The organism is Paenibacillus sp. Dod16, from assembly GCF_049893405.1.
In the GTDB taxonomy this organism is placed as follows: domain Bacteria; phylum Bacillota; class Bacilli; order Paenibacillales; family Paenibacillaceae; genus Paenibacillus_AQ.
On sequence record NZ_JBNDYG010000054.1, the window covers coordinates 20850 to 46229 of the forward strand.

Genomic DNA, 25380 nt, shown 5'->3' on the forward strand with positions numbered 1-25380 from the left:
AGAATCAAAAAACAAGGAGGCGCCCCCATTGGACTTGTTGGATCGGGACGGACTTACGGAACGCGAATTTTTGGAGAAGTACCGGGCAGGAGATTATGAGCGGCCTTCGGTGGCAGCCGATATGGTGATCTTCACGGTTACGGACGAGGCGGCTGACAGCTATCGGAAGTTACCCGAAAAAGAGCTCCGCATCCTGCTCATTCGCCGGGGAGGTCACCCCTTCCTGGGTAAATGGGCGCTGCCTGGCGGCTTTGTCCAACCGAGCGAGACGACTGAGCAGGCTGCGGCAAGGGAACTGCGCGAGGAAACCGGCGTGGACGACGTTTATTTGGAGCAGTTGTATACGTTCAGTGATATCGGGCGAGATCCCCGAACCTGGGTGATGAGCTGCAGCTACATGGCTCTGATCAACAGCGATAAATTGGAGCTTCAGGCGGGAGACGATGCGGCCGACGCCGCTTGGTTTAAGGTCTCCTATCGGCTGCTGCGGGAGCAGAAAGAGCTGATGGAGGACGGATACGTCAAGACGCTGGAGTATGAACTCAAGCTAAGTGGTGAAGAGGAGCTTTCGGCGATCGTGCCCAGGACGTTGACCGTGAAGACGACATCCACCAGCACGGAATATAAGATCGTATCGAATAACGGTTTGGCCTTCGACCACGCGAAGATTATAGCGTGCGCGATCGAGCGGCTGCGGGGAAAAGTGAACTATACCGATATTGCGCTGCACTTAATGCCAGAGCTTTTTACATTGACGGAGCTGCAGCAGGTTTATGAGGTCATTATGGATAAAGAGCTATTGAAGGCAGCCTTCCGGCGCAAGGTGGCCGATCTCGTGGCGGAGACTGATCATTACACCGAAAATGCGGGACACAGGCCATCCCGCTTGTATCGGAGAAAACTGGAGGACTAACGATGATTTACAATCTCGATGAGCTAAGAAAAGCATATAACGAAGGGAGAACGTTCAAGTTTGTATTCTTTTGGGGCCATACGCCGCCTAAGGACGGGAGCGTCGACAAAAGCTGCTTCAGCCAGTGGTGGATGTGCCCGTTCACGGTAGAAGGGACGGAGTATTCCTGTGCCGAGCAGTTTATGATGGCCGAGAAGGCAAGACTGTTCGGCGACCATGAAATGCTGGAGTCGATCCTTACAGCTAAGCATCCTAAGGAGATGAAGGCTTATGGGCGCGCGGTCCGAAATTTTGACAAGGATACTTGGGACAAGGAATGTTACGACATCGTTAAAAGAGCCAGCTTGGCCAAGTTTTCGCAGAATCCGGAGCTTGGCGAATATCTCAAGTCGACGAAGAACCGCATCCTCGTCGAGGCCAGCCCGCGAGACCGCATATGGGGGATCGGCATGGGCCAGTCCAATCCAGATGCGGAGAATCCCGTGAAATGGCGGGGCCGAAACCTGCTGGGGTTCGCGCTGACCGAAGCGCGGGACGAGTTGCTGCAGAGATAGTTTTTTGGCAGGATAACAGAGTTAGGGATCGTACTACTTCAGCGTAATCGTATGCGCCGCAACAAGCTCCTTCTTATATTCCGTCGATAGACCCGTTAAGCTGAATCTTATCATAAGTGACGGCAAGTTTTTCGATTGACAGCAACAAGAATACGTGATAATTTCACGGTAGGATAATAAAGGCAATGTAACCTTCGGGTTCAACCTCGCTGAGAAGTGGGTTGGACCCTTTTTGCATTCCAAAACAAGGGAGGATTCGTAATGTTGAGATCAGAATCGCTGTTACAGCGGCTGGGCGAGATCGGCAAGTCGCTCGAACGCAAGGGGGGAGCTCTTTTATTATTGGGAGTTGGTTCCGTTGGGGTCGAGACAGACCGGTTGGATGAATATTCGGATTTAGATTTCTTTGTCATTGTAAAGCCCGGGGAGAAAAACAGATATATAGACCGGTTGGATTGGCTCGAGGACGTACACCCTCTTGCCTATTCATTTAAGAATTCGGGTGTTGGTTACAAAGTCCTGTTCGAGGACGGTATTTTCGGGGAATATGCTGTATTCGAGGAATGGGAGCTGGCGAACGCCACCTATACGGAAGGTCGGGTCATTTGGAAGGACCCTATGTATGCCAATACGGCAATCGCCAAACCTTCCAACCCGATCCCCAGCCTAAAAGTGGATTCCTTGGACTTTCCTTTGAATGAAGCCTTAACCAATCTATACGTGGGGCTTGGTCGCTATGCTAGGGGAGAGCGTCTATCCGCGACAAGGTTTGTTCAAGGATACGCAGTCGACAGGATTCTATCCGTGCTCCATCTGCTGGAGCAAGAGGTGGACTACTATCCCGACCCATTCGGCAATGAGAGGCGTTTAGAGCGGAGATACCCCCGTTTTGCGGAAATCATAGGAGAGATGATACAGGGTTACGATCATGTTCCCGAATCGGCACTTCGCATTTTAAATTTCATAGAAGAAGTGTATCCGGTCAATCGAAGGTTAAGCGATGAGATACGGCGACTGGCTAATCTAACTTGCCGAGTTGATACGCAAACGGAATCGACGCACTAGCGCACAATAGCGTCTACTAGGGGTATACCAGCGTACTGACGATATGGGCGAAGGATATGGATTACAAAGAAAGAACTCTCCGAGTATGGAGAGTTCTGTTTATTGCGTACATCGATTTATCCATTTTAGGAATGACATCCAAAAATGGGGTCAATTAAAGAGATAAAGTATCCAGCGGTATTTCAAATGCGCGTTTAATAACTAACCCGGCAGCAAGCTTGGTTTCATCCGGTTTGTTATGAAGGTAGATCAATTGTACGTTATTAACTGTCACAGGCAACTGGTGCATCACCCTGGCTCTAATCTCGTTGAACATTTCGGGGCTGATGGTATGAATGACTCGGCCCGTTATAAGCAGACTGTCTGGATTTATAAATGTAATGATATTGGTAACGGCGATCGCGATGCCATCGACAATTTTTTCGTATAAGCTAAGGAACTTAGGATCTCCTGTTCTTATGCCTTCTGCGAACTCCTCCAGTGTGCATTTGATGGAAACACTAAGTCCGCTGCTGGAAGCCAGCGTTGTTAAGCATCCGGATCTGCCGCAATGGCATGGATAGGCATCTTCTCCATAGAAGCCTTTATAATGCCCGAATTCACCTGCAACAAAGCTTGATCCCGCTATAATTTGTTTATCATGGACGATCGCGCCGCCTGTACCATAATCAAACTTGATTGTGATATTGTTATGGGAATCCTTCAAGCAGCCGTTCATATTCTCGTTGACAGAGAGAAGATTGACATCGTTCTCGATATACACAGGGATGCTATATTGGTCTTCAAGCAGCTGCTTGAGCGGCAGGCGATGAACGCCTATGCCGGGTGTCCGCAGAACGATGCCATGCTGAGAATCTACCAGGCCCTGCATACTGATTCCGATCCCTTTTACTTTGGAGGTGTTGGGCACCTGGGTAAGCAGCTCATCGATAACTTCATGCAACAGCTGCATCAGCACATCGATAGAACCATATTTGTTGCTCGTGCGTTCTGCGGATGCGACAGCTTCTTGACGCAGGTTGAACACTTTTCCGCGAATGTATTTGCCGGCGAGCTCAAGCCCAATGGCATAAAAATGGCCGCTGTTGATATGAAGGCCGACTCTTTTCCTTCCGCTGCCTGCCTCCAAGTCGATAAGCTCCCCTGTCACGATTATTTTTTCCTTCAACAGGCGATTCACGATATTGGTTACCGTTTGTCTGCTTAGTCCAGTCTTTTCCGCAAGCTCTACGCGAGAAATCGGCCCCTCTGAATAAATGAGAAAAAGAACCTTCTGCTGATTAATTGATTTTAATAACATATGGCTGGTTTGTTTAACCGAATCACTCACAATATGCATCCTCTTTCCAACAACGTTTTATATAATATAGATTCAAAACATTTGACAAATTAGGAACATACTTTGCTTCAAGTGTAGCATTAATACGAGGCGAATAAAAGTTGCAAGTTCGTTTAATTCAACGAGCATATCATTTGAATTTTCATAAAAACGACGATGGATGGCGGTATTATGCAGCAGAATACAATCAATGCGGAAAGTTTTATTCCGAAAACACTTAAAAAATGAAACGGATTGTATTGACATTGTAATAAAAAAAGATATTATATTTGTAAACTGATTTGATTAAATACAGAAAATGACGCCTAGAGGAGTAAGTAATGGTATGGATCGGATGGATAATTGCAATAGCAGCGATGACGGTGCTGGCTTACATATGCTGGCTGCATGCAGTTATATTACAACCTGGTAAAGCAGATGCGATTATTGTACTTGGCTATGTATCTAAAGACGGCCGAATACACCCTTTGCTTAAGGAAAGACTGGATGAGGCTTACAAACGATTTCAGCAGTATGGGCACAAATACATCATTGTATCGGGGGGAGCCGTTGGTTCACGTCGCTCGGAGGCAGAACTCATGAAAAAGTATCTGGTTGAGAAGGGCGTTCCGGCGAAAAGAGTATTAAAAGAAGACAAGTCACACAACACCGTTCAGAATTTAATCTTTAGCAAGCAATTGATGGAGCAGTACCAGCTAAAATCTTTTATGATCATAACCAATTTATTTCATGTCCGCCGCACGAAGTATATTATGCATCGTCTTGGCATGAATGGCGGTTTCAGCGCTAATCGAAGCCTTAGAAGCATTGTGGGATTCCAGCTCAAATTAACATTTTTAGAAATTCGGGCGTTTCGATTAACGCTCCCCATTATCAGGCGGCAAATCAATGATCAAAACAATTGACAAAATGGTTGACAACTGGCCGATAAGTGATTAGAATGTAAGCGTTTACAGAATATATGGGAGGTGAGGCTTAAGTGGCTATAAGCCAAAAGTTGTTTACAAATTATTTACCCGAATTTGATTGGTAATTAACAAAACATAGTTATGCTTAAATAGTTAATCCAATTTATTTATTAATTAACGGGGGCGAAATAATGTTTAATGGAAAAATGAAACGATTCATGAGCACGGGTGTTGCAGCGGCATTATCTTTAGCTATGCTGGCTGGTTGCGGTGGAAACAGCGGGAAGAACGAGGCTAGCCCAAATACAACTCCTGCTGGGTCGGATAAGCCAGGTGTATCTGCAGAGGTAGAGACTTACGAGAATGGATTACCGAAGAATGAGGAAGTAACGCTAAAGGTAGGCTTCTTTGTAGGAGGATATGGCCGGGAGTGGTTCGATTATGCAGTTGAATCGTTCACAGCCAAGTATCCAAATGTCAAAATAGACATCACGGCTTCAGCCGATATGAAGACGATTCTTTCTACAAAAATCTCTGCAGGCAATGATAATGACATGTTTGATCTATTTAATACGGATCCAGCGGGAGGTATTGTGGGGCTCGCTGAAGCCGGCAAGCTTGAACCAATGGATGACATTTGGGAATACCCTCTTCCAGACGTGCCGGACAAAAAGGTCAAGGATCTTATGATGCCGGGCATGTACGAGTCAACGCAGCTGATCAATGGGAAAAGGTATGAATTTACGACGGCGAGCAGCTTTGGCGGGTTGTTTTTTAACAAAAAGCTATTCGAAGAGCATGGCTGGAACCAAAACCCGAACACATGGGATGAATTTAAAGCACTACTAGCAGACATTAAAGCGGACGGCATTGCACCCATAACGTTCCCGGGTATTCATCCAAGCTACCATAACTGGGCTTTCGGAACAGCCAAAAATTTTGAGCTGGCTGATATCAATGGCCATGTCGATGAATTTATCGAAAATTATAGAACCTATGGTCTGCCGCAATACACAAATCCGGAGACGGTTGAAACCTGGACGCGCATCTACGAGCTTGGCCAACAAGGATATTTTGCAGAAGGACTTCCGGCATTGAACCACACGCAATCGCAAATGCAGGTTATTCAGGGGCAAGCGGCGATGGTATCGACAGGGACTCATGTCGAGAATGAGATGAAGGAAGCAACACCTGAGGATTTCGATTGGGGCTTCATGGCTGTTCCTTTCAGAGATGACACCAATCAAACGCTTTGGATTCGAAGCGGAACTTCAAACTTCAACTATATCTGGGCAGCTAAGCCGGAGCTTAACAAAAAGTGGGCCAAAGAATTGATCACATGGATGGTTACGCTTGAAAATCAACAATTTGCTGCTGAAAAAGCAGGCGCCTTGCCAATGCGCAAGGATTTGACGGAAGACCCTGCCAGAACAGCTAATCTTTCCAGCTCCGCCCAATCTGTTCTGAAGTACATTGCGGATAATAATGCTCAAACTTATAAAGCAAGCCGGTCTATCAGTATTTCGGATCCGAATCTTGCTCAAGCGGAAAAATTATTAAATGAAAATATTGTTAAATTTGCTATGGGTATGCAGGATCCGAAACCGATTCTGGAGCAAGCTGAAGAGCTGCTGAAGAAAGCTGTAGAGGCTGAAAAGAAAAAATAAACGTGATGGAGCGGGGAGGATTCATCTCCGCTCTTCCGTTTTAACTTCTGCGACCCATAGGCTACACGCTGAAAATGACTTATAGTACGTGTTCAAAAAGTCGGATTTTCAGCACCGAGAAGGTTGGATGAAGCTAGGGAGTGAGGAGCGGAGCGTACGTTCTGGGTACGTGAGCACCGGAAGGCCCGGCTGAATTCAAGATTCGATGCCGAGTTACTTCTTGACTCACTTCGTGATCAAAAGGCGATTTTTTGAACAACCTCTTATAAACGTCTAGTAAGATAGGAGTTGACCTCTCGTGTCTGATTCAACCGTTGTGACGACACCAAAAGCCCCTATGCGCAAGCGTATGGGTCTAGATAAAGCGAATACGCAGAAGTGGATATTTCTGTTCATAGCCATCGTGCCTCCCTTTGGCGGATATTTGCTTTTTACGTTGTTTCCGAACATTTTATCCGTTTATTATGCGCTGCTCAATTGGGACGGGTTTACGGATGCAACGTTTGTGGGGCTGTCCAATTTCGTCACCGCATTTCAAGATAAATACGTGTGGCGCGCGCTTACCCACAACTTGATTTTAATGATAACGGTGCCCTTCTTTGTTATTATCATCTCTTTGATACTTGCCTATTTAATTACAAATAAATCGTATAAAGAAAATAAGTTTTTGAAGATATTGTTTTTCTTTCCGAATGTGTTATCTACGGTCGTAGTCGCGCTCCTCTGGGCTTTTATTTATGACGGATCGTACGGTTTGCTGAATGGGCTTCTAAAGTTCATTGGCATTGATACCGGTAATTTCTATTGGCTGGGCAATGAAAACACGGCGCTTGCAGCGATTATCCCGGCATGGGTATGGGGCGGCGTCGGCTTGTACGTCATTATCTTTGCCAATGCGATGCTGGCGATTCCAAAGTCATTGTACGAGGCGGCGATTCTTGAAGGGGCCGGACATATGTCGCGCTTGTTTAAAATTACAATGCCGCTTGTTACGCCAATTATTCGGGTCAGCGCTTTGTTTCTGATCGTTGGCACGATGAAGGGCTTTGAAATCATCCTCATTATGACAAATGGGGGCCCATTCGGGTCGACGGATGTCATCGGCCTCTACATGTTTAACTTGGCTTTTGGCGTAGAGTATCGGAATTACGGCTACGCTTCCGCAGTCGGTATGATCCTGTTCGTCATATTAGTAACGGCAAAGCTGTTAATCGATAAATTTGTGCCGAACAAAGGCTACGAGTATTAGTTTCCATATGAAGTTCGGAGGGATAAAGTTTGAAGGAAAAACGAACGTTTATGGACGTTGTGTGGCGTGTGCTGCTTTATGCTTGGTCGTTGACCATATTATTTCCTTTAGTCTGGGTTATCTATGAATCGTTAAAAAGCAATCCTGAGTTTTTTAAAGATATATGGGCGCTGCCTTCGGAACCAAGATGGCAGAATTATTCGAAGGCTTGGAATCAATACGGTTTTGGGCAATCACTCTTAAATACCCTTTATTATGTCGGCGGAAGTCTGGTGCTTGGGCTTTTCTTTACGACAATTAACGCCTATGCGCTTACTCGAATGCAGTTCAAAGGTAGAAAATTGATTTGGGGCTTGATTATGTTGTCCCTGTTCCTGCCTGGCATCAATGCGCTTGTACCCCAGTATGTAGTGATGAGGGAACTGAATTTAACCAATAGTTTGACGGGATTAATTCTCCTGTCCAGTCTGGGGGAAAGCGTGTTCTACCTTATGCTGCTCGGAGGGTTTATGAGCTCTTTGCCGATGGAGCTTGAGGAGAGCGCAACGATGGATGGTGCTACATTATTCCAAAAGTTTTGGCGTGTTATTGTTCCTTTGTCTACACCGGGAATTGTAACCGTTGGCGTATTCAAATTCCTAGGATTCTATAACAATTTCTTAGCGCCGTTTATCTATTTGAGCGATCCCAAGAAATATCCCATTGCGGTGCAAATGTATTCTGCGAATAAGCAAATGGAGTTTACTGCGGATTGGGTAACTTTGTTTGCCGGTGTAACCATTGCGATGGTACCGTCCATTATTATTTATATCTTATTCCAAAAGCTTCTGATGGAAGGCGCGACCATGGGAGCGGTGAAGGGATGAATACGGTGCAGCAAGTGAAGGCGAAATATAAGCTGATTGCCTTGGATCTGGATGGAACTCTTCTGACGGATGAAAAGTGCATTACGGAAGAGACCAAAAAGTGGCTTCAATATGCCGTAGGTCAGGGCGTTAAAGTGATGTTCTCCACCGGAAGAGGCTTGCAAACTGCACAGGTCTTCTGGGATGAGCTGGGGCTTGATTCCCCGATGGTGCTGCTCAATGGCGCGGAAATTTGGGAGGGGCCGGGCAGGCTTAAGAAGCGAGTCTTCCTCCCCCGGGATACGGTCCGCCATATGCACGCCATTGCTGCCGAACGGGCCGAATGGTACTGGGGCTACAGCGTGGAGAGCTTGACGGGCGACAAGGATTGGACGCCTGAGATGTTCGAGAGGGATTGGATGAAATTCGGGATCGGCAGCCATGATCAACAGAAGCTCGCGGAAATTAAGGAGGAGCTGCTCCGATGGGGGACGCTTGAAGTTACCCGTTCGGCCCCTACGAATATGGAGATATCAGTTAAAGGAACTACCAAGGAAAGTGGAGTGCGTGAGGTTTGCCAGATGCTGGGCTTCTCGATGTCCGATGTCATTGCGATGGGAGACAGTGATAATGACGCCAAGCTGCTGAAGGCGGCAGGTCTCGGTGTGGCGATGGCCAACGGTGAAGAGCATATCAAATCGATAGCGGACGTTATGACGGCTACCAACAACGAGGACGGCGTTGCTCAGGCGATTCGGAAATATGTATTCCAAATGTGAGGGAGTAGAAATAGATGACCGTTCAATCGAAAGAGATAAACTTAGATCAACTGGGCGGAACGATATACCCAAAGACAACCAATGGCGAGCAGTTGAGATGGCATTCTCCGCTTGAAGCGCCCTTTCACATCGCGGGCTTCCCTTGGCTTGCGCAGGATGGGATATACAGACGCCTGCCCTTGGCTTCAGGGGCTGTCTTGCCGCCTCCGGTTGATACGCTTGCTTATTGTACGGCAGGTGGGCAAATTCGCTTTCGCACCAATTCTTCAAGGCTGGTCATAAGGGTGCGTCTTGCCGGACCGGCCAATATGTATCATATGCCGCCTACAGGGCAGTGCGGGGTTGACTGCTATCTTGGAGAGCCGGGAGAGCAGAGCTTTATCACCACGGCTAGATTCAAACCAACGGAAAGTGAATATGAATCCCAGCTTTATCAGTGGGATACAAAAAAAGAGGTGGCCGTCACCTTAAACTTGCCGCTCTACCAAGGGGTAGAAGAGGTATGGATCGGTGTAGATAAGGATGCTGTCATAAGCGATGCACCTGCCTATGCAAGCAGTAAACCCGTCATTATATATGGAACTTCGATTACGCAAGGGGGATGCGCCTCCCGGCCGGGTATGGCTTATTCTAATATTCTCAGCCGTATGATTCCGGTGGAGTTCGTAAATCTAGGCTTCTCCGGGAGTGGAAAGGGCGAGCCGGAGCTCGCGCATATCATGTCGGAAATCGATGATCCGGCGTTATTCATTCTTGATTATGAAGGGAATACGGGCGAGGCTGGAAACATCGCACGAACGCTGCCTGCCTTCATCCAAATTTTAAGAGATCGTCATCCCCAAGTTCCTATACTAGTAGTCTCAAGGATTAGCACTGCCGAAGACCAGTTCTATATGGAGAGGAGGGAGCTTAATGATCGTCGCAGGCTGATCCAAGTTGAGAATGTGGAACAGAGGCGGACAGTAGGAGACCGTAATATTCATTTTGTTGACGGCTTGAAGCTGCTGGGCGATGATTTCGTCAATGATTGTACGGTAGATGGAACACATCCAACGGACCTCGGATTTTTGCGCATGGCACAGTCGCTTGCACCTATCATTAAGCCATTGCTGCGACTGTGATGAACAAGATAGATGTTATGAACAGCCTTCAGACTGCATTTTTTGGTTAGGGGCTGTTTGTCTATCACACACTGTATTACCATTTTAGAGGTTGTTCAAAAAGTCGTCTTTTGATCACGAAGTGAGTCAAGCAGTAACTCGGCATCGAATCTTGAATTCAGCAGGGCCTTCCGGTGCTCACGTACCCAAAACGTACGCTCCGCTCCTCAGTCCCTAGCTTCATCCAACCTTCTCGGTGCTGAAAATCCGACTTTTTGAACACGCATTTTAAGCCGAAAAAGGAGAGGATTTTGATTGAAGTCCCAAAGAGGAAGTCTGCCTTTTATTGTGATGGCTTGTTTTATTGCGGGGGTTATTAGTCTTTGTTACGGCATTAATGTATCCGCGTCTTCAGATAAAGAAGAAGGTGTTTCTCAAAAAGAGAGGGCTAAGTACTCAGGAGCTTCACTCTTCAAAGGTCACATGCATTCCCATACATCTCTCAGTGATGGGATATTGTTGCCCAATGATGCTTACGATTTTGTGAAGGCTAATACAGACTTTGATTTTTTTGCAGTGACTGAACACGACGTGACTTATGACATCAGTACGGGCAGTGATTTTATTACGAATGTTCAAGACTCTTATTCAAAAGAATACAAGCTGCTGCATGAGCAATCCGATGCTCACAATCGTGATAACGAATTTATTACGCTGCCTGGTACGGAGGTGACCTGGTATGATGAATCGGGTCATATCAACCTATTTAATGCCCCATGGTTTGCAAGAACACATGGAGTAGGCGCGGATGGCACTTGGCGCAAGACTTTACGCAAGACTTGCCCAAGATCCTCATGCGATTGCTCAGTTTAATCATCCACGTTTGTCAGGCAATTGGAGTTTCAATGAATTTAAACATTATAACCGAGACGTTGACAGAAACCTTAATATGATCGAATACAAATCCTCCAATGATTTTGCAGTCTATACCAAGGCATTAGATCAAGGCTGGCATGTTTCTCCTGTGTTTGGCGGAGACGAGCACAAAGGAAATTGGGGGATGGTTCAGCCCCATGTGACCGGTATGTGGGGAGATAACCTTACAAGAGAAGGTCTTTACGAGGCGATGCGAAACCATCGCACCTATGTATCATTTGATCGGAACCTAGAAATGGCAGTTTCCGCAAAAGGTCAGATGATGGGGGCGATCCTTCCGGCCGATACAAAAGAAATTAATCTTTTCGTGCGCATGAAGGACCCTGATGCTAACGATGTTTTGGATAAAGTCGTTATTTACAAAAACAGCGGTGAAATTCTCAAGGAGTATCGCAGCATTGCCAGTAATAAATTTGAAAAGGAAGTAACCTTAGCAACTAAAGATGGGGATTATTTTATCGTTAGAGCTTTTCAAGCAGACGGTGAAGAAGCGATAAGTGCCCCAATTTGGATTGGTGATGAAACGAGGGGCACGGTGCACGCCCCTGAAATTACGGTACATGGGCAATATCCGGACACCATTAAGCTTGGAGATCAAATAGAAGTGCTGGGCGCTTCGGCGACGGATCATCGCGGTCAATCTTTATCGGTGGAAGCCATCGTTTTAAATGATAAAGGAAAAGTAGCCGCTCTAAATCAGCATTTCAAGGTCGATATGTATGGAGACTATTTCATTAAGTATGTAGCCACCGACGCTCAAGGAAATACGCGTGTTGAACTTATTCGATTGCTTGTTGATCAACAAAATCTGGACGCTGATAACATTTTAAATGAATTCCAACCCATTGTTAATGTTGGTGAGAATGAACGTGAAGTAGGAGTAAATCTAGTAACGGATAAGGCGTTAGAAACGTCGTATGTTCAGTATAAACCGGAGTCAGTGGCAACATGGGACGATGCTGAAGTGGTACAAGCGGAAGTCTCTTATTTTCAAGCCGCCTATGGTGATACGTATGACAAGAGTAACTATCGCGTTCTTGCAGCCCATGAAGCGAATATAACAGATCTCGACTTAGGGACTAAGTATGACTATCGGTATGGAATGTCACCGACTGGACCTTGGAGCAGCAGTTATAGCTTTAGGACCGCGCCAGCTTCAGAGGAAGCCGTTATGTATGTGATGGGGGATCTTGGAGTTCCGGATCGAAATCCGGAAAGCTTCCAGCTCTTTAAAAATATGCTGGACGTTCTGCGGGAGAAAAATTCAAACGGACAGACGGTGATCCAAGTCGGAGACTTGGTCGAGAACGGCGGCAATATGTATGCTTGGGATGATGTGTTTAACCATATTTACAACCATGATATGGGGCTGGTTTCTGCTCACATTGTCGGGGACCGTGAACGTGCGACAGAGCGGAAGCTCGTGCCATTCTCCGGGTTTTTCAACCTGCCGAAGAACGGTGAAGGCAGTTACCGGGAAACGAATTATTCGTTTGATTATGGCGATATGCACGTTGCTGTTCTGAATTCTGTGCTGGATTTTGACAAGCAGCTGTCATGGCTGGAAAAAGATTTGCGGGCAACCGACAAGAAGTGGAAAATCGTTATGGGGCATTATCCTTATTATGGCGGTCAATCCGGCGATGAGACCGGTATGGACATGATGAGAGTGAAATTGTCTCAAGCATTTGAACGCCTTGGCGTTAGTTTGTATATTGGTGGTCATGATCATGTGTATAAACGGACAACCATACGAGATGGTGTAAAGGATATATCGGAAGAAGCGATGAATTTAGGAACAACTTTTGTGACCGTTGGTTCATCAGGTCCAACGTTCTTTGATAACAAATCATTTGACTGGGATCATATCGTTTATGATGAAAATAAGCAGACGGGTGTTATTTTAGAATCAAACGATCAATCGCTCACCTTGAAAGCTTACAACAGCGACGGTGTTGAGATTGATTCATTTACGATTAAACAACCTGCCAATTATTTGGAATTAACGAGCGCAATTGTGGAAAATAACGTCTTGAAGGGCGTTGGGGTCTTGAATTACCCGAGCTCGCTTGAACGTGTCACCGTGATCGGGGAAAAGCGGGATCATACAGGTGAACAGCTGTTGGAAACAGTTATTCAAGAAGCAACGCTGGAACATCTCGGACGAGAACAAATCATCTTATTTGATAACCCTCTTCCATTTGGCGATGAACATACGATCGTCGTAAGATTGGTTAATAATCCAATCCATCAAGAGCCGTTAACAGACCCGTTCATAGCGAAAGAAGGAATGCAGGGCGATGGTTCGGAAGGCAATCCCTATCAAATCAAAAGTGCCAGTGGACTTTATAAAATGCATGAATTCCCGGACAAACATTTTATTTTAGACCGGGACATTGATGGGAAGGGCGTGTTTTTCGAAGCCATTGGCTCGAATGGTACTCCATTTACGGGTACGTTTGATGGGCAAGGGCATACGATTACAGACGTTATGATCTCTTCAGGCGGCGCAGGCCTCTTTGCCATTAATGAAGGGACGATTCGAAATGTAGGAATCATCCATGCAGACATTGATGTTCGCCGGAGCAATGTTGGGATCCTGGTTGATCAGAATGACGGAATTGTGGAGAATGTCTACACTACCGGAGCTATTCGAGGCAATTCTACAGTTGGCGGTCTTGTGGGCTACTCGAACGGTATCGTTAGAAACAGTTATTCAACAGCTCGAGTTAATGCACGGGGCAAGCAAGCCGGCGGCATGATCGGGATTACGAATCGGGGAAGTATAACCGAACAGGTCTATGCCATGGGAGCCGTAATAGCAGAAGAATCCAATGCCGGCGGCATCAGCGGATACGGTTATAACAATACGGTCATTCAAAATAGTATGGCATTAAATCCATCGATTGTTACAGGTACGGCATCGAATCGAATTGTCGGCAGAGTGTTAGCTGGGGAGAAGGCAACTCTAGTCAACAATTACGCCGATGAAAATATGTTTGTTAGCAGTGAGAACGTTACGGTTCCTGATCCAAACAATGAAAAAGGACAGGGGGTGGGTGCAGATGCATTCACGAAGCCAGCTTTTTTCATGGAGACCCTTGGTTGGGACTTTGATTCGATCTGGATCTGGAATGAAGATGCCAAGCGTCCATTACTGCAAAGTAATTTGGAACAAATTAACGAAGACCATATTCCAAAGCCGAAGCTTGATCGGAATGAAGATGGGTACTACATCATCCGTTCGATTCAAGAATTAAAGACGATTTCAGAATTTCCAAATGAAAATTATATATTGGAAAACGATCTTGATTTTGAAGGGCAGCTATTTGAGCCCCTATTTAAGGGGACGCCTTTCCTTGGCACGTTTGATGGGAACAATAACTCCTTAATCAATTTCAAATCAGAAAATGGCGGCTTATTTCATCTCAATGGCGGAACGATTAAAAACATAGCCATGGTTAATGCACGCGTTACTGGCGGAAGTAATATCGGTATACTCGTTAACACGAACAACGGAACGGTAGAGAATAGTTATGTAACGGGCTCAATCGAAGGCTCCAGCACCGTGGGCGGTCTGGCGGGCTATTCCAATGGCATCGTGCGAAACAGCTATTCTACAGCAGATGTAACGGCCCAGTTGAACCAGGCTGGCGGCTTGATCGGCATTACAAACTCAGGCAGTTTAACGGAAAACGTGTATGCATCTGGAGCCGTTCGGGCGCTTAGAAGTAATGCAGGCGGAGTGACTGGCTACGGCTATAATGATACGGTTGTTAAAAACGTGATTGCTCTCAATCCTTCAGTCGTAACGCCGACGATGGCGAACCGTGTGGTGGGACGAGTGCTTGCGGGGCATACCGCAACGCTTGAGAATAATTATGCGTTTGATGGCATGATGGTGGATGTAGAAGGCGAAAGTATTGCCGCTGCTGACAACAGAAAAGGTTTAGGGCTATCCCAGGAACAGGTTGAAGATTCCAATACGTATATCCATATATTAAAGTGGGATTTTGAGTCGATTTGGATGTGGAATGATGCTTTAAAGCGTCCGGTATTGAACAGTAATCCCGAAGAGGCAAGCGAGCCTGTCTCACGAACAATGGCGAGGTAGAGAATAGTTTCTCAACAGGCTCTATTACAGGCTCCAGCACAGTCGGCGGTCTAGTAGGCTATTCCAATGGTATCGTAAGAAACAGCTATTCAACCGCGGATGTAACCGCTCAGGTAAGTCAGGCCGGCGGCCTAATCGGAATTACGAACTCGGGCAGCCTAACAGAAAACGTGTATGCGTCTGGAACCGTTCGAGCGATGACGAGCAATGCGGGCGGAGTGACTGGATACGGATACAATGATACAGTCGTCAGAAATGTCATTGCCCTGGGCCCTTCGGCTACGGCGCCAACGATGGCAAACCGGGTAATGGGACGAGTGCTTGCGGGGCACACCGCTACGCTCGAAAATAATTATGCATTTGACGGCATGATAGTGAATAAAGAAGGTGTCGCTGAAGGAGCATTAACAACCCTTAAAGGATTAGGCCTAACTGAAACTGAAATAGAGACTCCATCCACTTATACAGACAGGCTAGGGTGGGACTTTAACGGGATTTGGAGATGGGACGATATGGCTAAACGACCTGTATTACAATCGGTATCAGAAGGTAATGAAGAAGAGCCGGTTAGCCTGATTGAGCTTGAGCTCGAAGGAATGTCTACACTGGTCGTTGGCGAGAGTGATCATACGGTGACTACCGCAGTATATAGCGATGGAAGCCGTGAAAGGGTAGAGACAAACGTCATCTATACAAGCAGTGATCCAACTATAGCGGAGATCAGCGCTAGCGGTGTAGTAACGGCGATTTCGGAAGGAACCGTACTAATCAAGGCAGAGTATGAGGGCTTGATTGCATCCTATGAGCTAACCTTGACTCAGAAGCAAATCGAGATGGAGGGGGTCAACCAGGGCATGGATGAGGAAGTCACGTATCAGTTCACTTCTTCGGTCTTAGTAGGAATGGGGGAGTGGTGGATTGCGAACCGGATGCCGCACCCTCCTGGACGCCCTGAAGGGGCGGTCGTTTCAAGCGATAACGAGCTTCTCGTATCCGTGTCGAAGACATAATGAAATAGAGGCTGCTCCACCTGTGAAGTGACCCTAAATGGTTAGATATCATAGGTATTGGGCAGTTTAATGAAATGAGTCCGGTAATTATGCCGGGCTCATTTTCTTTATATGTCCGCAAGTGATAATAGTGGTCGGGTGTGCAGGCGATTTTTTCCAGCTTCACAATTTTAGTAACTGGTTTCCTCAATGAACTTAGAGAAATGATAAAATGAAATGGACAGCGAGGTTGCAGCAACCGATGAGTTAAGCTGAACCGTATGGCAGTAAGGCGAAATTACTCTAAAAGCGCTTACCTGTCTTAGTAAGTTGCCAATCCATTTTGGGGGAAGCTCATATTCGTGAGGAAAGAAGGTGATCCAGATGGCGAAATGGGATAACATGCTGTCCATGCTTTGGATGCTGCGATCCGGAAGGAAGCTTACCGCCGCTCAGATCGCGGACAGTTTGGAGATCAGCGTCCGCACCGTGTACCGGTATATCGACGCATTATGCGCAAGCGGTGTGCCGGTCGTCGCGGAATAGGGCCATGACGGCGGCATTCGTATTCTGGAAAGCTTCGAAGAGACGCCGTTATTCTTCAAATCTGTTGAGCTGAAGGTGCTTATGGACACTTATAAGTTTGCGCAGGGCGCGGGCTATCCTTATACGGAGGAACTGGAAAGCGCGTTGAAGAAGGTGGAGAACGGGCTGCACGATGAGCAGCGCGATGATCTGTCTCGCCAGACGGGAGGTTTGGATGTCATTTCTCCGGAGAGTTCGCCTTCCGTTGTTCCGTTGTTGCGGGACCTGGAGCAGGCGGTTAATGATGGGCGAACGGTGCGCATCGTTTATCGCAAAGCGAATGCAGAGCAGGCAGATGAACGTGAAGTTGATCCCTACGGGCTCGCTTACGATCGGAACGAATGGTACACCGTCGCGTACTGTCATCGGTCGCAGGCGGTGCGGACCTTCCGCGTGGATCGTATCGCGAGGCTGGAGCAGATCGAAGCGTGGTTCGAAAAGCCGGAGCGTTTCTCCGCGTCGGACTATTTCCAAGACCAGTCCGAACGGGAACGGGCCGCCGACGGGCCGCCGACGGTCATTCCCATCGAAGGAGAGCCCGATACGCTGAATGCAATCTGCGGCCATTGGCATATGCGCCACTATTTGATGCAACGGACCGACCGGGAGGCGCAGTTTCTGCTCGACGTCCCGACGATGAATAAGCATCTTCCGAGGTATCTACTAACGTTTGGCACAGCAGCCATTCGCATTCGTGAGCCGTTAGCGCTGAAGCGCCGGATTAGGAGATGGCATCGGCAATCGCACAGCATTACGATATCGGAAACAATTGAACTTCACTGACGGTACCTGTCAGTGAAGTTGTTTATTATTAACATATAGAACACAAATCAAATCGTGAAGAAGGCACCAAATCAATGTCTACTTTTACTATGGAGCATATAAACCCGGAAGGGATCAGAAGCATTTAGCCAAGCGATTACCGTATCAGGAAGAGCAAAAACAATTTATATTGGCGGGCAAAATGCGATTAATTCCAAATGTGAGCTGATTGGAAATGATGATTTGGAGTTGCAGACCAAACAGGCGCTTCATAATATCAAGACCATTTTAGCTGCTGAAAATGCGAGTTTCGCCGATCTGGTCAAACTCAATATCTATTTAGTTAACGGAAGCGACCCGCTTATTGGTTACAAAGCGCTCCAAGAGATGGCTGGTTCATTAGATAATCCGTCACCGTGTTATTCGTTTCGGAATTTGCATCGCGTCCATCTTGCCTTCTTGAAATAGATGGAATCGCAGTCATTGAAGACAAGGGCTAAGTTGTATGGTTTAAACGGCGCTGCTTCGCGGGATCAATGTCGGCGGAAACAACAAAGTAGATATGAAAACACTTAAAAAATCATTCGAGCAGGCTGGTATGAAAAACGTCGTTACCTATATCAATTCGGGCAATATCATTTTTTCAACCAGCGGCCGCTCCAAGAATGATATAGCGCAAATTCTCGAAAAGGCGATTATGGATACTTTCGGTTTGCAAATCAAGGTGCTGGTGCTTCATTTACTCGGCGTGTTTTTGGCTTATTTACAGAAGTGCTTCCATTCATAAACTTGCTTCTTTGCCGAATGGTTGTCGAGAATTTGTATAGGTAGCTCTAGTATAATGTAGAGTGCGCTGTAGAAAGTTGGCGTATTATATAATTTTTCATTAATTAATGGCGAAAAATGTCGTACGGAAGGAGGAAAGTTACTAAGTTTGATCAATACCCTGCACTCCCACGGCAACCTACTCGTTTATCTGGAATTCCTCGAGAATTTATGATGTGCAGGGCCGCTGGGATCAAGCGATGAAATATGTCTATTCGCTTGAGGGTGGATGATCTCGATGTCGCCATAAATTTAGGTAGTGGAGGAGAATTTTGTATTGAAACGACAACATAGTGTAGGAAAATCTGTAATGGCTTTCTGCCTGGCAATTCTGCTTGTCTTGCAGACAGTGGCGTTCTCTTTCACTGCTTATGCAGATAGCGCGCCAAGCGATTCCGGGGCGGCGGCCGTCACCGAAGCCGATTCGTCGAGCGCGGAGGAACCGCCGTCAGTAACGGAAGCAGTGTATGATGAGCCGGCTTCCGCCCCGATGGCCTTAGCGGCTGGGCCAACGGATAAGACGAGTTTATTTATGGGTAAAAATGACCCTTTTCCGCTGACGGTTTCCCAAGGGACTCCTTCGAGTGAGATAAAGTCTACTACAGCCCCTGGCTACGACCCGAACGTTGACAAGATCAACGGCAGGCAGACTTTTACAATCACGTCGGAAAGTCTCCGTGTGCCGATGCGGAGCGATAGTGACACGGATGAAAAGAACTCGGACACTTACATCCAGAAGGGCGACTTCATTGAGTTAAAGAAAGCGGATTATTTTCAGGGCGTAACCTTGACGAAAGCTACAAAAGATCTGGACGTCACCCTGTTCGGGCAAAACTACAAGCTGGGCACCGCTTATTTCACCGAGACCAGCATTAAGGTCGTTTTTGACGGCGATGACAGCTTATTCCTCCAGGGGACGAACGTTAACTTCCGCTTTGACACAACCGCAAACGCCGATGTGGCGGGAATGGACTACGGCACGACCAAACCCCTCGCCTTATTCGGGAGCGGCTACATGCTGGAAAACCCGGAAGTTACAGCAAAGTATAGCATCAGCTTACGCTCCAACAGTAACACGGACAGTTTTGTGAGCTATACGCAGCAGCGAGGCAGGGTTGAGATATCCAGCACCGATTTTCAAGCCGGCAAAGTTAAATGGCAAGCGATCGTCACCGCGACTGACATGGACGACGTGAACATCAAGCTGCCGCTGGACGGAACGATTTTTTCCAATGATTTGACTAATGTAGGCAATTACGTGACAGGTTCCTTCGAGGTAAAGGATGCCGCCAACAATGTAGTGATAGGAGAAGCGCCGACCTATAATGGGAGCGAGTTGACCTACACCTTCCCTGACAATATCGGCGATACGGCAACCATCAACTTCGAAACCTGGATCCCGAAGGAAAAATATTACAAGCAATATCGATATAATGATAGTAGCTGGGACTTCAGCTCAACACAACAAGTAAGCAATGGTGTGACAACTGGTACGGCAACAAGTGCAGTAAAACTGTTGAAAGCGGACAATACGGAGCTGGCAACAAGTAATCTGTGGACTGTTGCGCTCAAGCCCGTCTGGATTCAGAAGGACGGCGTGCAGAACTACAAGGATAACACCATCACATGGACCATTACGGTCAACCATAATGGCAAATACAACAGGAAGCCTCTGCAAGACTTGGCAATAACGGATATCATCCCTCCCGGGCTTTCCTTCAAGTCGGCAACGTTTCAGAAGTCTGAAGCAAATGTATGGTCGGATATCAATACGATTACGACAAAGCCCGCAGACGATGTCTATTCCTTCGGACAAGTGGAAGGCCCGGTGAGGCTGGTCATTGTCACCGACATTACCGGCACTCAAACTAGCTTTACTAACAAGGCTACCGCCAAGTGGAATCTGGATCAGACAGACGGGAACGGGCAAAACAACGATATCGGGGTAACAGACCAGGCAACGGTCAACAAAGCGACCAATAGCCTGAGCAAGACGGCCAACGGTGGTGATTTGACATCAGGTACTTTAGGATGGAAGGTGACCGTTAAGCCGCTGGACTCGATGCCGGACGGGAACATTTATGACCTGCTCGTGTACGGAGATGGAAGCGACATAGACTGGAATAACGTTCAGGTCAGTCCGACCATCGATTCGGAACTCTTGACAGCAATACGAACCAAAAGTACGGCAAATCCAAGGTACTGGCAGCGGTATAAGCCAGATTCCTTTAGCTCTGCCGATGGGTTAACCGAAAAAGTCTATACCATTACCCAAGATGGCAAGGCAATCGCCGATATTCTGGCCGTCACCGGCCTTACAACCGGAGAAAAGGTACATACGTATACCTTTAATACTTTCTTGACGAACTGGAAGCACTTTGCACACAATTTAGGGAGTAATTTCCATAATCAGGTATCTCTGTTCGATTCTGGAATTTATGTAATGGGTGCAGGCTCGAACGCTAACGCCTTCAACAGCGGAATGCTATCCAAGGGGATGCTCTTTGCGTCAAAACCGGTGAATCCGACAACCGGCGTGGAAGATAATGTTGCGCCAAATCAGGTCAACAGTTTTATCTACTCCGGAAATGAGAAGGATTATTGGACAAGAGCGGCCTATGACCGGTCGACCAACACGGTAACCTTCCGTCTGTCGGTCAATGCCAACGGAATCAATACCGAGGAAATGGCCCTCCATGGAGGCACGCATGTCGCACAAAATATTCAGGTGGTCGACATCCTCCCCGACGGCTGGGAGTTTAAGCCATATTCCGAAGGAAAAGCATTTGAGATTTATAAAGGGGCAAGAGCCGATTATGGGTTAAGGGTCGACGCTACTGCTGCTGTACCTATTGCTGCTCCCGAAAATCTGGTAAGCTTTTCTGCCGCAGGCAACGTAGGGACGTTTAGCTTTACGAAGTTGGATCAGCCCTACGTGATTTTGGTGAAGGCTGGGCCAACGGCGGCAACCCTCAAGCAATATGCCGATGCCGGCCAGACAGAACAGACGGTATATAACAAGGCAGAGCTGCGCATCAAATGGGGAGACGAGAATACGGTAGTCGACGTCGAGCGGGATAACAAGACGCCCATTCAGCGTAAAGTTATCGTTCCTCCGTCAAAGTCCATAAACAAAACTGTGAAAAAAGCAGCGCCTGGCGTGCTGGAGTGGACCGTGGAATATGCCACGCCATTTACCGTGAAGGATACCGCCTACTTGCAGGATACGTTAGACAAAGGACTTAAACTGCGCAATGATGAATTTGACCGACTCTCACTCCGGGCTCCCGATATGGCGGTCTATCCTGCCAAGCTAACGGCTGGCGGAGCTTTGGCGAAGGATGGTGAGGCTCTTGATCTGTACGCTCTAGACAGCGAGGTCAAGGTGGAGGCGAACAAGGAGACAGACGGGACAACGACTCTGACCTTCAAGATGGCGAACCCGAACAAGCTGTATTTGTTCGTCTACCAGACTGAAATCGACGGCACTGTACTGGGTGTCGGCGACAAAGCCGGCAACAATGTGCAGATGATGGGCGACGATGCCGCCAAGGATGTCGGAAGCCATGCGGAATACACGGTAGAAAGTGCAGACATTAGCGGCGGTGCCGGATGGCAGCCTATTCTGAAGCTAAAAAAGGTTGATCCGGACGGCAAGCCGCTGCAGGGCGTAGAGTTTACGCTGTATAACAAGGACGGTACGGTAGCTCTTGATAAGAAGGGCGCTCCGATCAAGGGAGTTACCGACAGCAAAGGCGAGCTAATTTTTAACGTCGAGGTAGGACTTTACGATCTGAAGGAAACCTGGATCGACGAGACGACCTATCTGCCTACCGAGCGAGTTTATAACGTGCGTGTGTCTAGTACGCCATTTAACCCTATCTGGGTGGACGGAAATCTGGTAGATAGCACTAATCCGCTTGTCGTGCCTACGCCGGCCCAAGGCAAGCTGACCATTTCCAATAAGGTGGAAGGCAACGGCAGCGATCCGAACAAAGAGTTCGAATACACCGTGACCTTCACCGGCGAAGGCAAGGACGGAGAGTACACCTATAAGAAGCCAGATAATACGTATGGCAAGATCAAGAGCGGAGACAAGATTACCCTCAAGAATGGGCAAACTGTGATGCTCCCCGCATTGCCTGCGGATCTGGTCTATACGGTAACTGAGGCCGATTATACGACCGTTGATGGTTATACGACCATACCGGAGAAGAGAGAGCTGTCTGGCTCAATCGTGAATAAAGGCGACCACAAAGCAGATTTTGTCAACAATCGAAACGTTAGCAATCTGACCGTCAGCAATACCGTAACGGGGGACGGCGCAGAACCGGACAAGCCGTTTAGATACACGGTGACCTTCGACGGTGCAGGAAAAGGTCATGCCTACGATTATGAGCATTCAGACGGCACGACAGGCAAGATCAAATCCGGCGATACTTTCACGCTCAAGGATAGAGAGACCTTTAAAATTAAGGATCTACCAGAGAATTTGAAGTATACGATCGCCCAGGACGATTATAAAAACGATGGCTACGCGACCACCCCTACACTGTCTGATGAGGGAGTTATGGCGCGCATCGATCGCGAAGCGGATTTCACCAATGATCGGACCGTCAGCAAGCTGATCGTCAGCAATACGGTCATGGGCAATGGCGGTGACAAGACGAAGGCGTTCGAGTATACCGTCCTCTTTGAGGATACAGGCAAGGATGGAAGCTACGCTTACGAGAAATCGGACGGCAGCACGGGCACGATCAAGTCTGGCCAATCCTTCACACTTACGGATGGAGAGACACTGGAAATTGTGGGTCTGCCTAAGGATCTGAAATACACGGTGACTCAGAAGGACTACACAACGGACGAATACGTGACCACCCCTGAGGAACGGTACTATACTGGAGTCATGGAAGGCACAGACGAAAACGCCCATTTCACGAACGTGCGAGTTATAAAGGGCGGCCTGCTAATCAGCAACACGGTTAAAGGTAAAGACGACGATAAGAAAAAGCTGTTCAAGTATACGGTCACCTTCACAGGCAAGGGAGATAACAAATCCTACTCCTATGAGAAGTCGGACGGCAGCCAGGGAACGATCACGAGCGGAGACACCTTCGAGCTTACAGATGGCCAGACGCTCGTTATTGAAGGACTTCCGACGTATCTCAAGTATGAGGTGACCCAGGATGATTATACGAAAGACGGCTATGTGACGGATCCTGAAAGTCTCGTTCGCACAGGTACCATTCCGGAGAAAAAGGTGGCTGAAGCGCACTTTGTCAATACCCGCCCGTATCTGGAAGGCGTGCTGCGTGACAACAACACAGGAGAAGTCATTCCGAACGCGGAAATCATCGTGACGAACAAGAAGACCAATGAACAGCAGAAGATTCAGACGAATGAGAAGGGTGAATATTCCGTCCCTGCCGAGGCGGATACCGACTATACGATCACGTATACGAAGGTGTACACGGTAGGCGGAAAAGATGTGCCTATCGAATTCACGCAAAAAGCAAATGTGGACGGCAGCGTGACGGACGAGACCGTTCCGGCGGACATTACGGCGGTAGGGATTGTTCTGTTCAAGCAGCTGGATGGAACAACAGCACTATTCAACAATTCGTTTACCAGCCAGATGCATATTTATTTGAAAGACAAGGACGGTAATTATATTCAGGAGAACGGTCGTCCTAAGGCGTTCCCAATGGCTTCCAATGGCACTTTCTCCGTGGAAGGGCTAAGCGAGCAGAAGTACACCATGGAAGTTCGCTATAAAGCCGAGACGGGCGAGGAACTGCTCCTCAAAGTGACGCAGCTGGACGTGAAGGCTAACGGAGAGCTGAATATCTCCGAGGAATTGGTCGACCCTTACGGTACGGTTTATGATGAAACGACAGGAGATGCCATCACTGGCAAGAAAATTGAAGGAGCCACGGTGACATTGTATTATGCGGATACGCAGCGGAACAGAGATAAAGGCCGTACTCCGGATACGAAGGTAACGCTTCCTCCGGTTCCGAATTTTGCGCCGCACGACAACAAGAGCCCAGAGCAAGATAGCGACGCAAATGGCTTCTACGCGTACATGGTGTTTCCTGAAGCGGATTATTATCTGATCGTCACGAAGGACGGATACGAGACGCACAGAAGTGATACGATTTCTGTCGATTTCGACATTGTGAAATACGACGTTCCGATGAAGCCGATCAACACCGGCGGCGGACCAGGCCCTGTTAATCCAACTCCAGAACCGGAGAATCCAGGCCCTGTTAACCCTACTCCAGAGCCGGAGAACCCAGGCCCTGTCAACCCAGCTCCAGTGCCGGAGAATCCAGGCCCTGTTAACCCAGCACCAGAGCCGGAGAACCCAGGTCCTGTCAGCCCAGCTCCAGAGCCGGAGAATCCAGGCCCTGTTAACCCTACTCCAGAGCCGGAGAACCCAGCTCCTGTCAGCCCAGCAACAGAGCCGGAGAACCCAGGCCCTGTTCCTGATCAACCTGGTTCCGAGCCTGGCAACGTCAACAATGAGAATAACAACATCGACAACGTGCCTGATGTCAGCGACTTAGCCGATAAGGGTGCGGGCAATGGAAATAACGAACTGGACGATGCTCCGGAAACCGGAGACAACAGCGTATCGCCAATCTTCTATATGGCTTTGGCGCTGATGTCCTTGATGACGATCGGGTTCTGTCTACTCGGTAACAAGAAGAAAAAGCACATCCAATGATCGGAAAGGCGGTAAGAAGA

Annotated in this window: 17 protein-coding genes and 2 pseudogenes; 18 read left to right on the top strand and 1 reads right to left on the bottom strand. The window is 47.7% G+C overall.

The annotated features are described in order from the left end of the window. Nucleotides 1-28: 28 nt before the first annotated feature. The 3 genes from ACPV3A_RS31125 (at nucleotide 29) to ACPV3A_RS31135 (ending at nucleotide 2532) form a co-directional block, all read left to right on the top strand. The gene (locus tag ACPV3A_RS31125; RefSeq protein WP_426203546.1) at nucleotides 29-913 is read left to right on the top strand and encodes an NUDIX hydrolase; all 885 of its coding nucleotides are present in this window, start codon (nucleotides 29-31) and stop codon (nucleotides 911-913) included. 2 nt (nucleotides 914-915) lie between these two features. Then, a complete protein-coding gene (locus tag ACPV3A_RS31130) occupies nucleotides 916-1467 on the top strand; it encodes an NADAR family protein (protein ID WP_426203548.1) in 552 nt (183 codons plus the stop codon). Nucleotides 1468-1728: 261 nt separating this feature from the next. Continuing rightward, the gene (locus tag ACPV3A_RS31135; RefSeq protein ID WP_339220720.1) at nucleotides 1729-2532 is read left to right on the top strand and encodes a hypothetical protein; all 804 of its coding nucleotides are present in this window, start codon (nucleotides 1729-1731) and stop codon (nucleotides 2530-2532) included. A gap of 154 nt (nucleotides 2533-2686) precedes the next feature. Here ACPV3A_RS31135 and ACPV3A_RS31140 read toward each other — a convergent pair whose 3' ends face one another. Further along, complete coding sequence (locus tag ACPV3A_RS31140; protein WP_426203549.1) at nucleotides 2687-3862, bottom strand: ROK family transcriptional regulator; 1176 nt, start codon at nucleotides 3860-3862, stop codon at nucleotides 2687-2689. 329 nt (nucleotides 3863-4191) lie between these two features. Here ACPV3A_RS31140 and ACPV3A_RS31145 point away from each other — a divergent pair, with 329 nt between their 5' ends. The 15 genes and pseudogenes from ACPV3A_RS31145 (at nucleotide 4192) to ACPV3A_RS31215 (ending at nucleotide 25360) form a co-directional block, all read left to right on the top strand. Continuing rightward, entirely contained in the window at nucleotides 4192-4776 is a 585-nt protein-coding gene (locus ACPV3A_RS31145) for a YdcF family protein (protein WP_426203551.1), read from the top strand. Nucleotides 4777-4970: 194 nt separating this feature from the next. Further along, a complete protein-coding gene (locus tag ACPV3A_RS31150; RefSeq protein ID WP_426203553.1) occupies nucleotides 4971-6446 on the top strand; it encodes an ABC transporter substrate-binding protein in 1476 nt (491 codons plus the stop codon). Between the two features lie 298 nt (nucleotides 6447-6744). After that, on the top strand, nucleotides 6745-7695 hold the full coding sequence (locus ACPV3A_RS31155; protein WP_071219380.1) for a carbohydrate ABC transporter permease: 951 nt from the start codon (nucleotides 6745-6747) through the stop codon (nucleotides 7693-7695). Nucleotides 7696-7724: 29 nt separating this feature from the next. After that, complete coding sequence (locus ACPV3A_RS31160) at nucleotides 7725-8561, top strand: carbohydrate ABC transporter permease (RefSeq protein ID WP_071219381.1); 837 nt, start codon at nucleotides 7725-7727, stop codon at nucleotides 8559-8561. Continuing rightward, nucleotides 8558-9319, top strand: a complete 762-nt coding sequence (locus ACPV3A_RS31165; RefSeq protein WP_194540228.1) for a Cof-type HAD-IIB family hydrolase — start codon at nucleotides 8558-8560, stop codon at nucleotides 9317-9319. Before ACPV3A_RS31160 ends, ACPV3A_RS31165 begins: the two co-directional genes overlap by 4 nt. Nucleotides 9320-9333: 14 nt before the next feature. Further along, the gene (locus ACPV3A_RS31170) at nucleotides 9334-10440 is read left to right on the top strand and encodes an SGNH/GDSL hydrolase family protein (RefSeq protein WP_426203556.1); all 1107 of its coding nucleotides are present in this window, start codon (nucleotides 9334-9336) and stop codon (nucleotides 10438-10440) included. A 294-nt stretch (nucleotides 10441-10734) separates the two neighbouring features. Then, complete coding sequence (locus ACPV3A_RS31175) at nucleotides 10735-11292, top strand: hypothetical protein (protein WP_426203558.1); 558 nt, start codon at nucleotides 10735-10737, stop codon at nucleotides 11290-11292. After that, a complete protein-coding gene (locus ACPV3A_RS31180) occupies nucleotides 11228-15469 on the top strand; it encodes a metallophosphoesterase (RefSeq protein ID WP_426203559.1) in 4242 nt (1413 codons plus the stop codon). The genes ACPV3A_RS31175 and ACPV3A_RS31180 overlap by 65 nt, the downstream gene beginning before the upstream one ends. Nucleotides 15470-15492: 23 nt before the next feature. Continuing rightward, nucleotides 15493-15564, top strand: a pseudogene (locus ACPV3A_RS31185) (GLUG motif-containing protein); the annotation flags it as partial. Nucleotides 15565-15666: 102 nt separating this feature from the next. Next, nucleotides 15667-16479 carry a hypothetical protein gene (locus ACPV3A_RS31190; RefSeq protein ID WP_426203561.1) on the top strand — a complete coding sequence of 271 codons (813 nt, stop codon included), beginning with the start codon at nucleotides 15667-15669 and terminating at the stop codon, nucleotides 16477-16479. A 363-nt stretch (nucleotides 16480-16842) separates the two neighbouring features. Next, nucleotides 16843-17004 carry a helix-turn-helix transcriptional regulator gene (locus ACPV3A_RS31195; RefSeq protein ID WP_426203563.1) on the top strand — a complete coding sequence of 54 codons (162 nt, stop codon included), beginning with the start codon at nucleotides 16843-16845 and terminating at the stop codon, nucleotides 17002-17004. Between the two features lie 81 nt (nucleotides 17005-17085). Then, nucleotides 17086-17826, top strand: a complete 741-nt coding sequence (locus tag ACPV3A_RS31200; protein ID WP_426203565.1) for a helix-turn-helix transcriptional regulator — start codon at nucleotides 17086-17088, stop codon at nucleotides 17824-17826. Between the two features lie 129 nt (nucleotides 17827-17955). Continuing rightward, nucleotides 17956-18273, top strand: a pseudogene (locus ACPV3A_RS31205) (RidA family protein); the annotation flags it as partial. 52 nt (nucleotides 18274-18325) lie between these two features. Beyond that, the gene (locus ACPV3A_RS31210; RefSeq protein ID WP_426203603.1) at nucleotides 18326-18592 is read left to right on the top strand and encodes a DUF1697 domain-containing protein; all 267 of its coding nucleotides are present in this window, start codon (nucleotides 18326-18328) and stop codon (nucleotides 18590-18592) included. A 315-nt stretch (nucleotides 18593-18907) separates the two neighbouring features. After that, complete coding sequence (locus ACPV3A_RS31215; RefSeq protein WP_426203567.1) at nucleotides 18908-25360, top strand: DUF7601 domain-containing protein; 6453 nt, start codon at nucleotides 18908-18910, stop codon at nucleotides 25358-25360. Nucleotides 25361-25380: the final 20 nt, after the last annotated feature.

What these genes read in the sequence shown, in the direction of transcription:
- ACPV3A_RS31170 (WP_426203556.1), top strand. Translation starts at nt 9,334, where the DNA reads ATGACCGTTCAATCGAAAGAGATAAACTTAGATCAACTGGGCGGAACG.
- ACPV3A_RS31195 (WP_426203563.1), top strand. Translation starts at nt 16,843, where the DNA reads ATGGCGAAATGGGATAACATGCTGTCCATGCTTTGGATGCTGCGATCC.
- ACPV3A_RS31145 (WP_426203551.1), top strand. Translation starts at nt 4,192, where the DNA reads ATGGTATGGATCGGATGGATAATTGCAATAGCAGCGATGACGGTGCTG.
- ACPV3A_RS31190 (WP_426203561.1), top strand. Translation starts at nt 15,667, where the DNA reads ATGACGAGCAATGCGGGCGGAGTGACTGGATACGGATACAATGATACA.
- ACPV3A_RS31200 (WP_426203565.1), top strand. Translation starts at nt 17,086, where the DNA reads ATGGACACTTATAAGTTTGCGCAGGGCGCGGGCTATCCTTATACGGAG.
- ACPV3A_RS31135 (WP_339220720.1), top strand. Translation starts at nt 1,729, where the DNA reads ATGTTGAGATCAGAATCGCTGTTACAGCGGCTGGGCGAGATCGGCAAG.
- ACPV3A_RS31165 (WP_194540228.1), top strand. Translation starts at nt 8,558, where the DNA reads ATGAATACGGTGCAGCAAGTGAAGGCGAAATATAAGCTGATTGCCTTG.
- ACPV3A_RS31150 (WP_426203553.1), top strand. Translation starts at nt 4,971, where the DNA reads ATGTTTAATGGAAAAATGAAACGATTCATGAGCACGGGTGTTGCAGCG.
- ACPV3A_RS31180 (WP_426203559.1), top strand. Translation starts at nt 11,228, where the DNA reads ATGGCACTTGGCGCAAGACTTTACGCAAGACTTGCCCAAGATCCTCAT.
- ACPV3A_RS31130 (WP_426203548.1), top strand. Translation starts at nt 916, where the DNA reads ATGATTTACAATCTCGATGAGCTAAGAAAAGCATATAACGAAGGGAGA.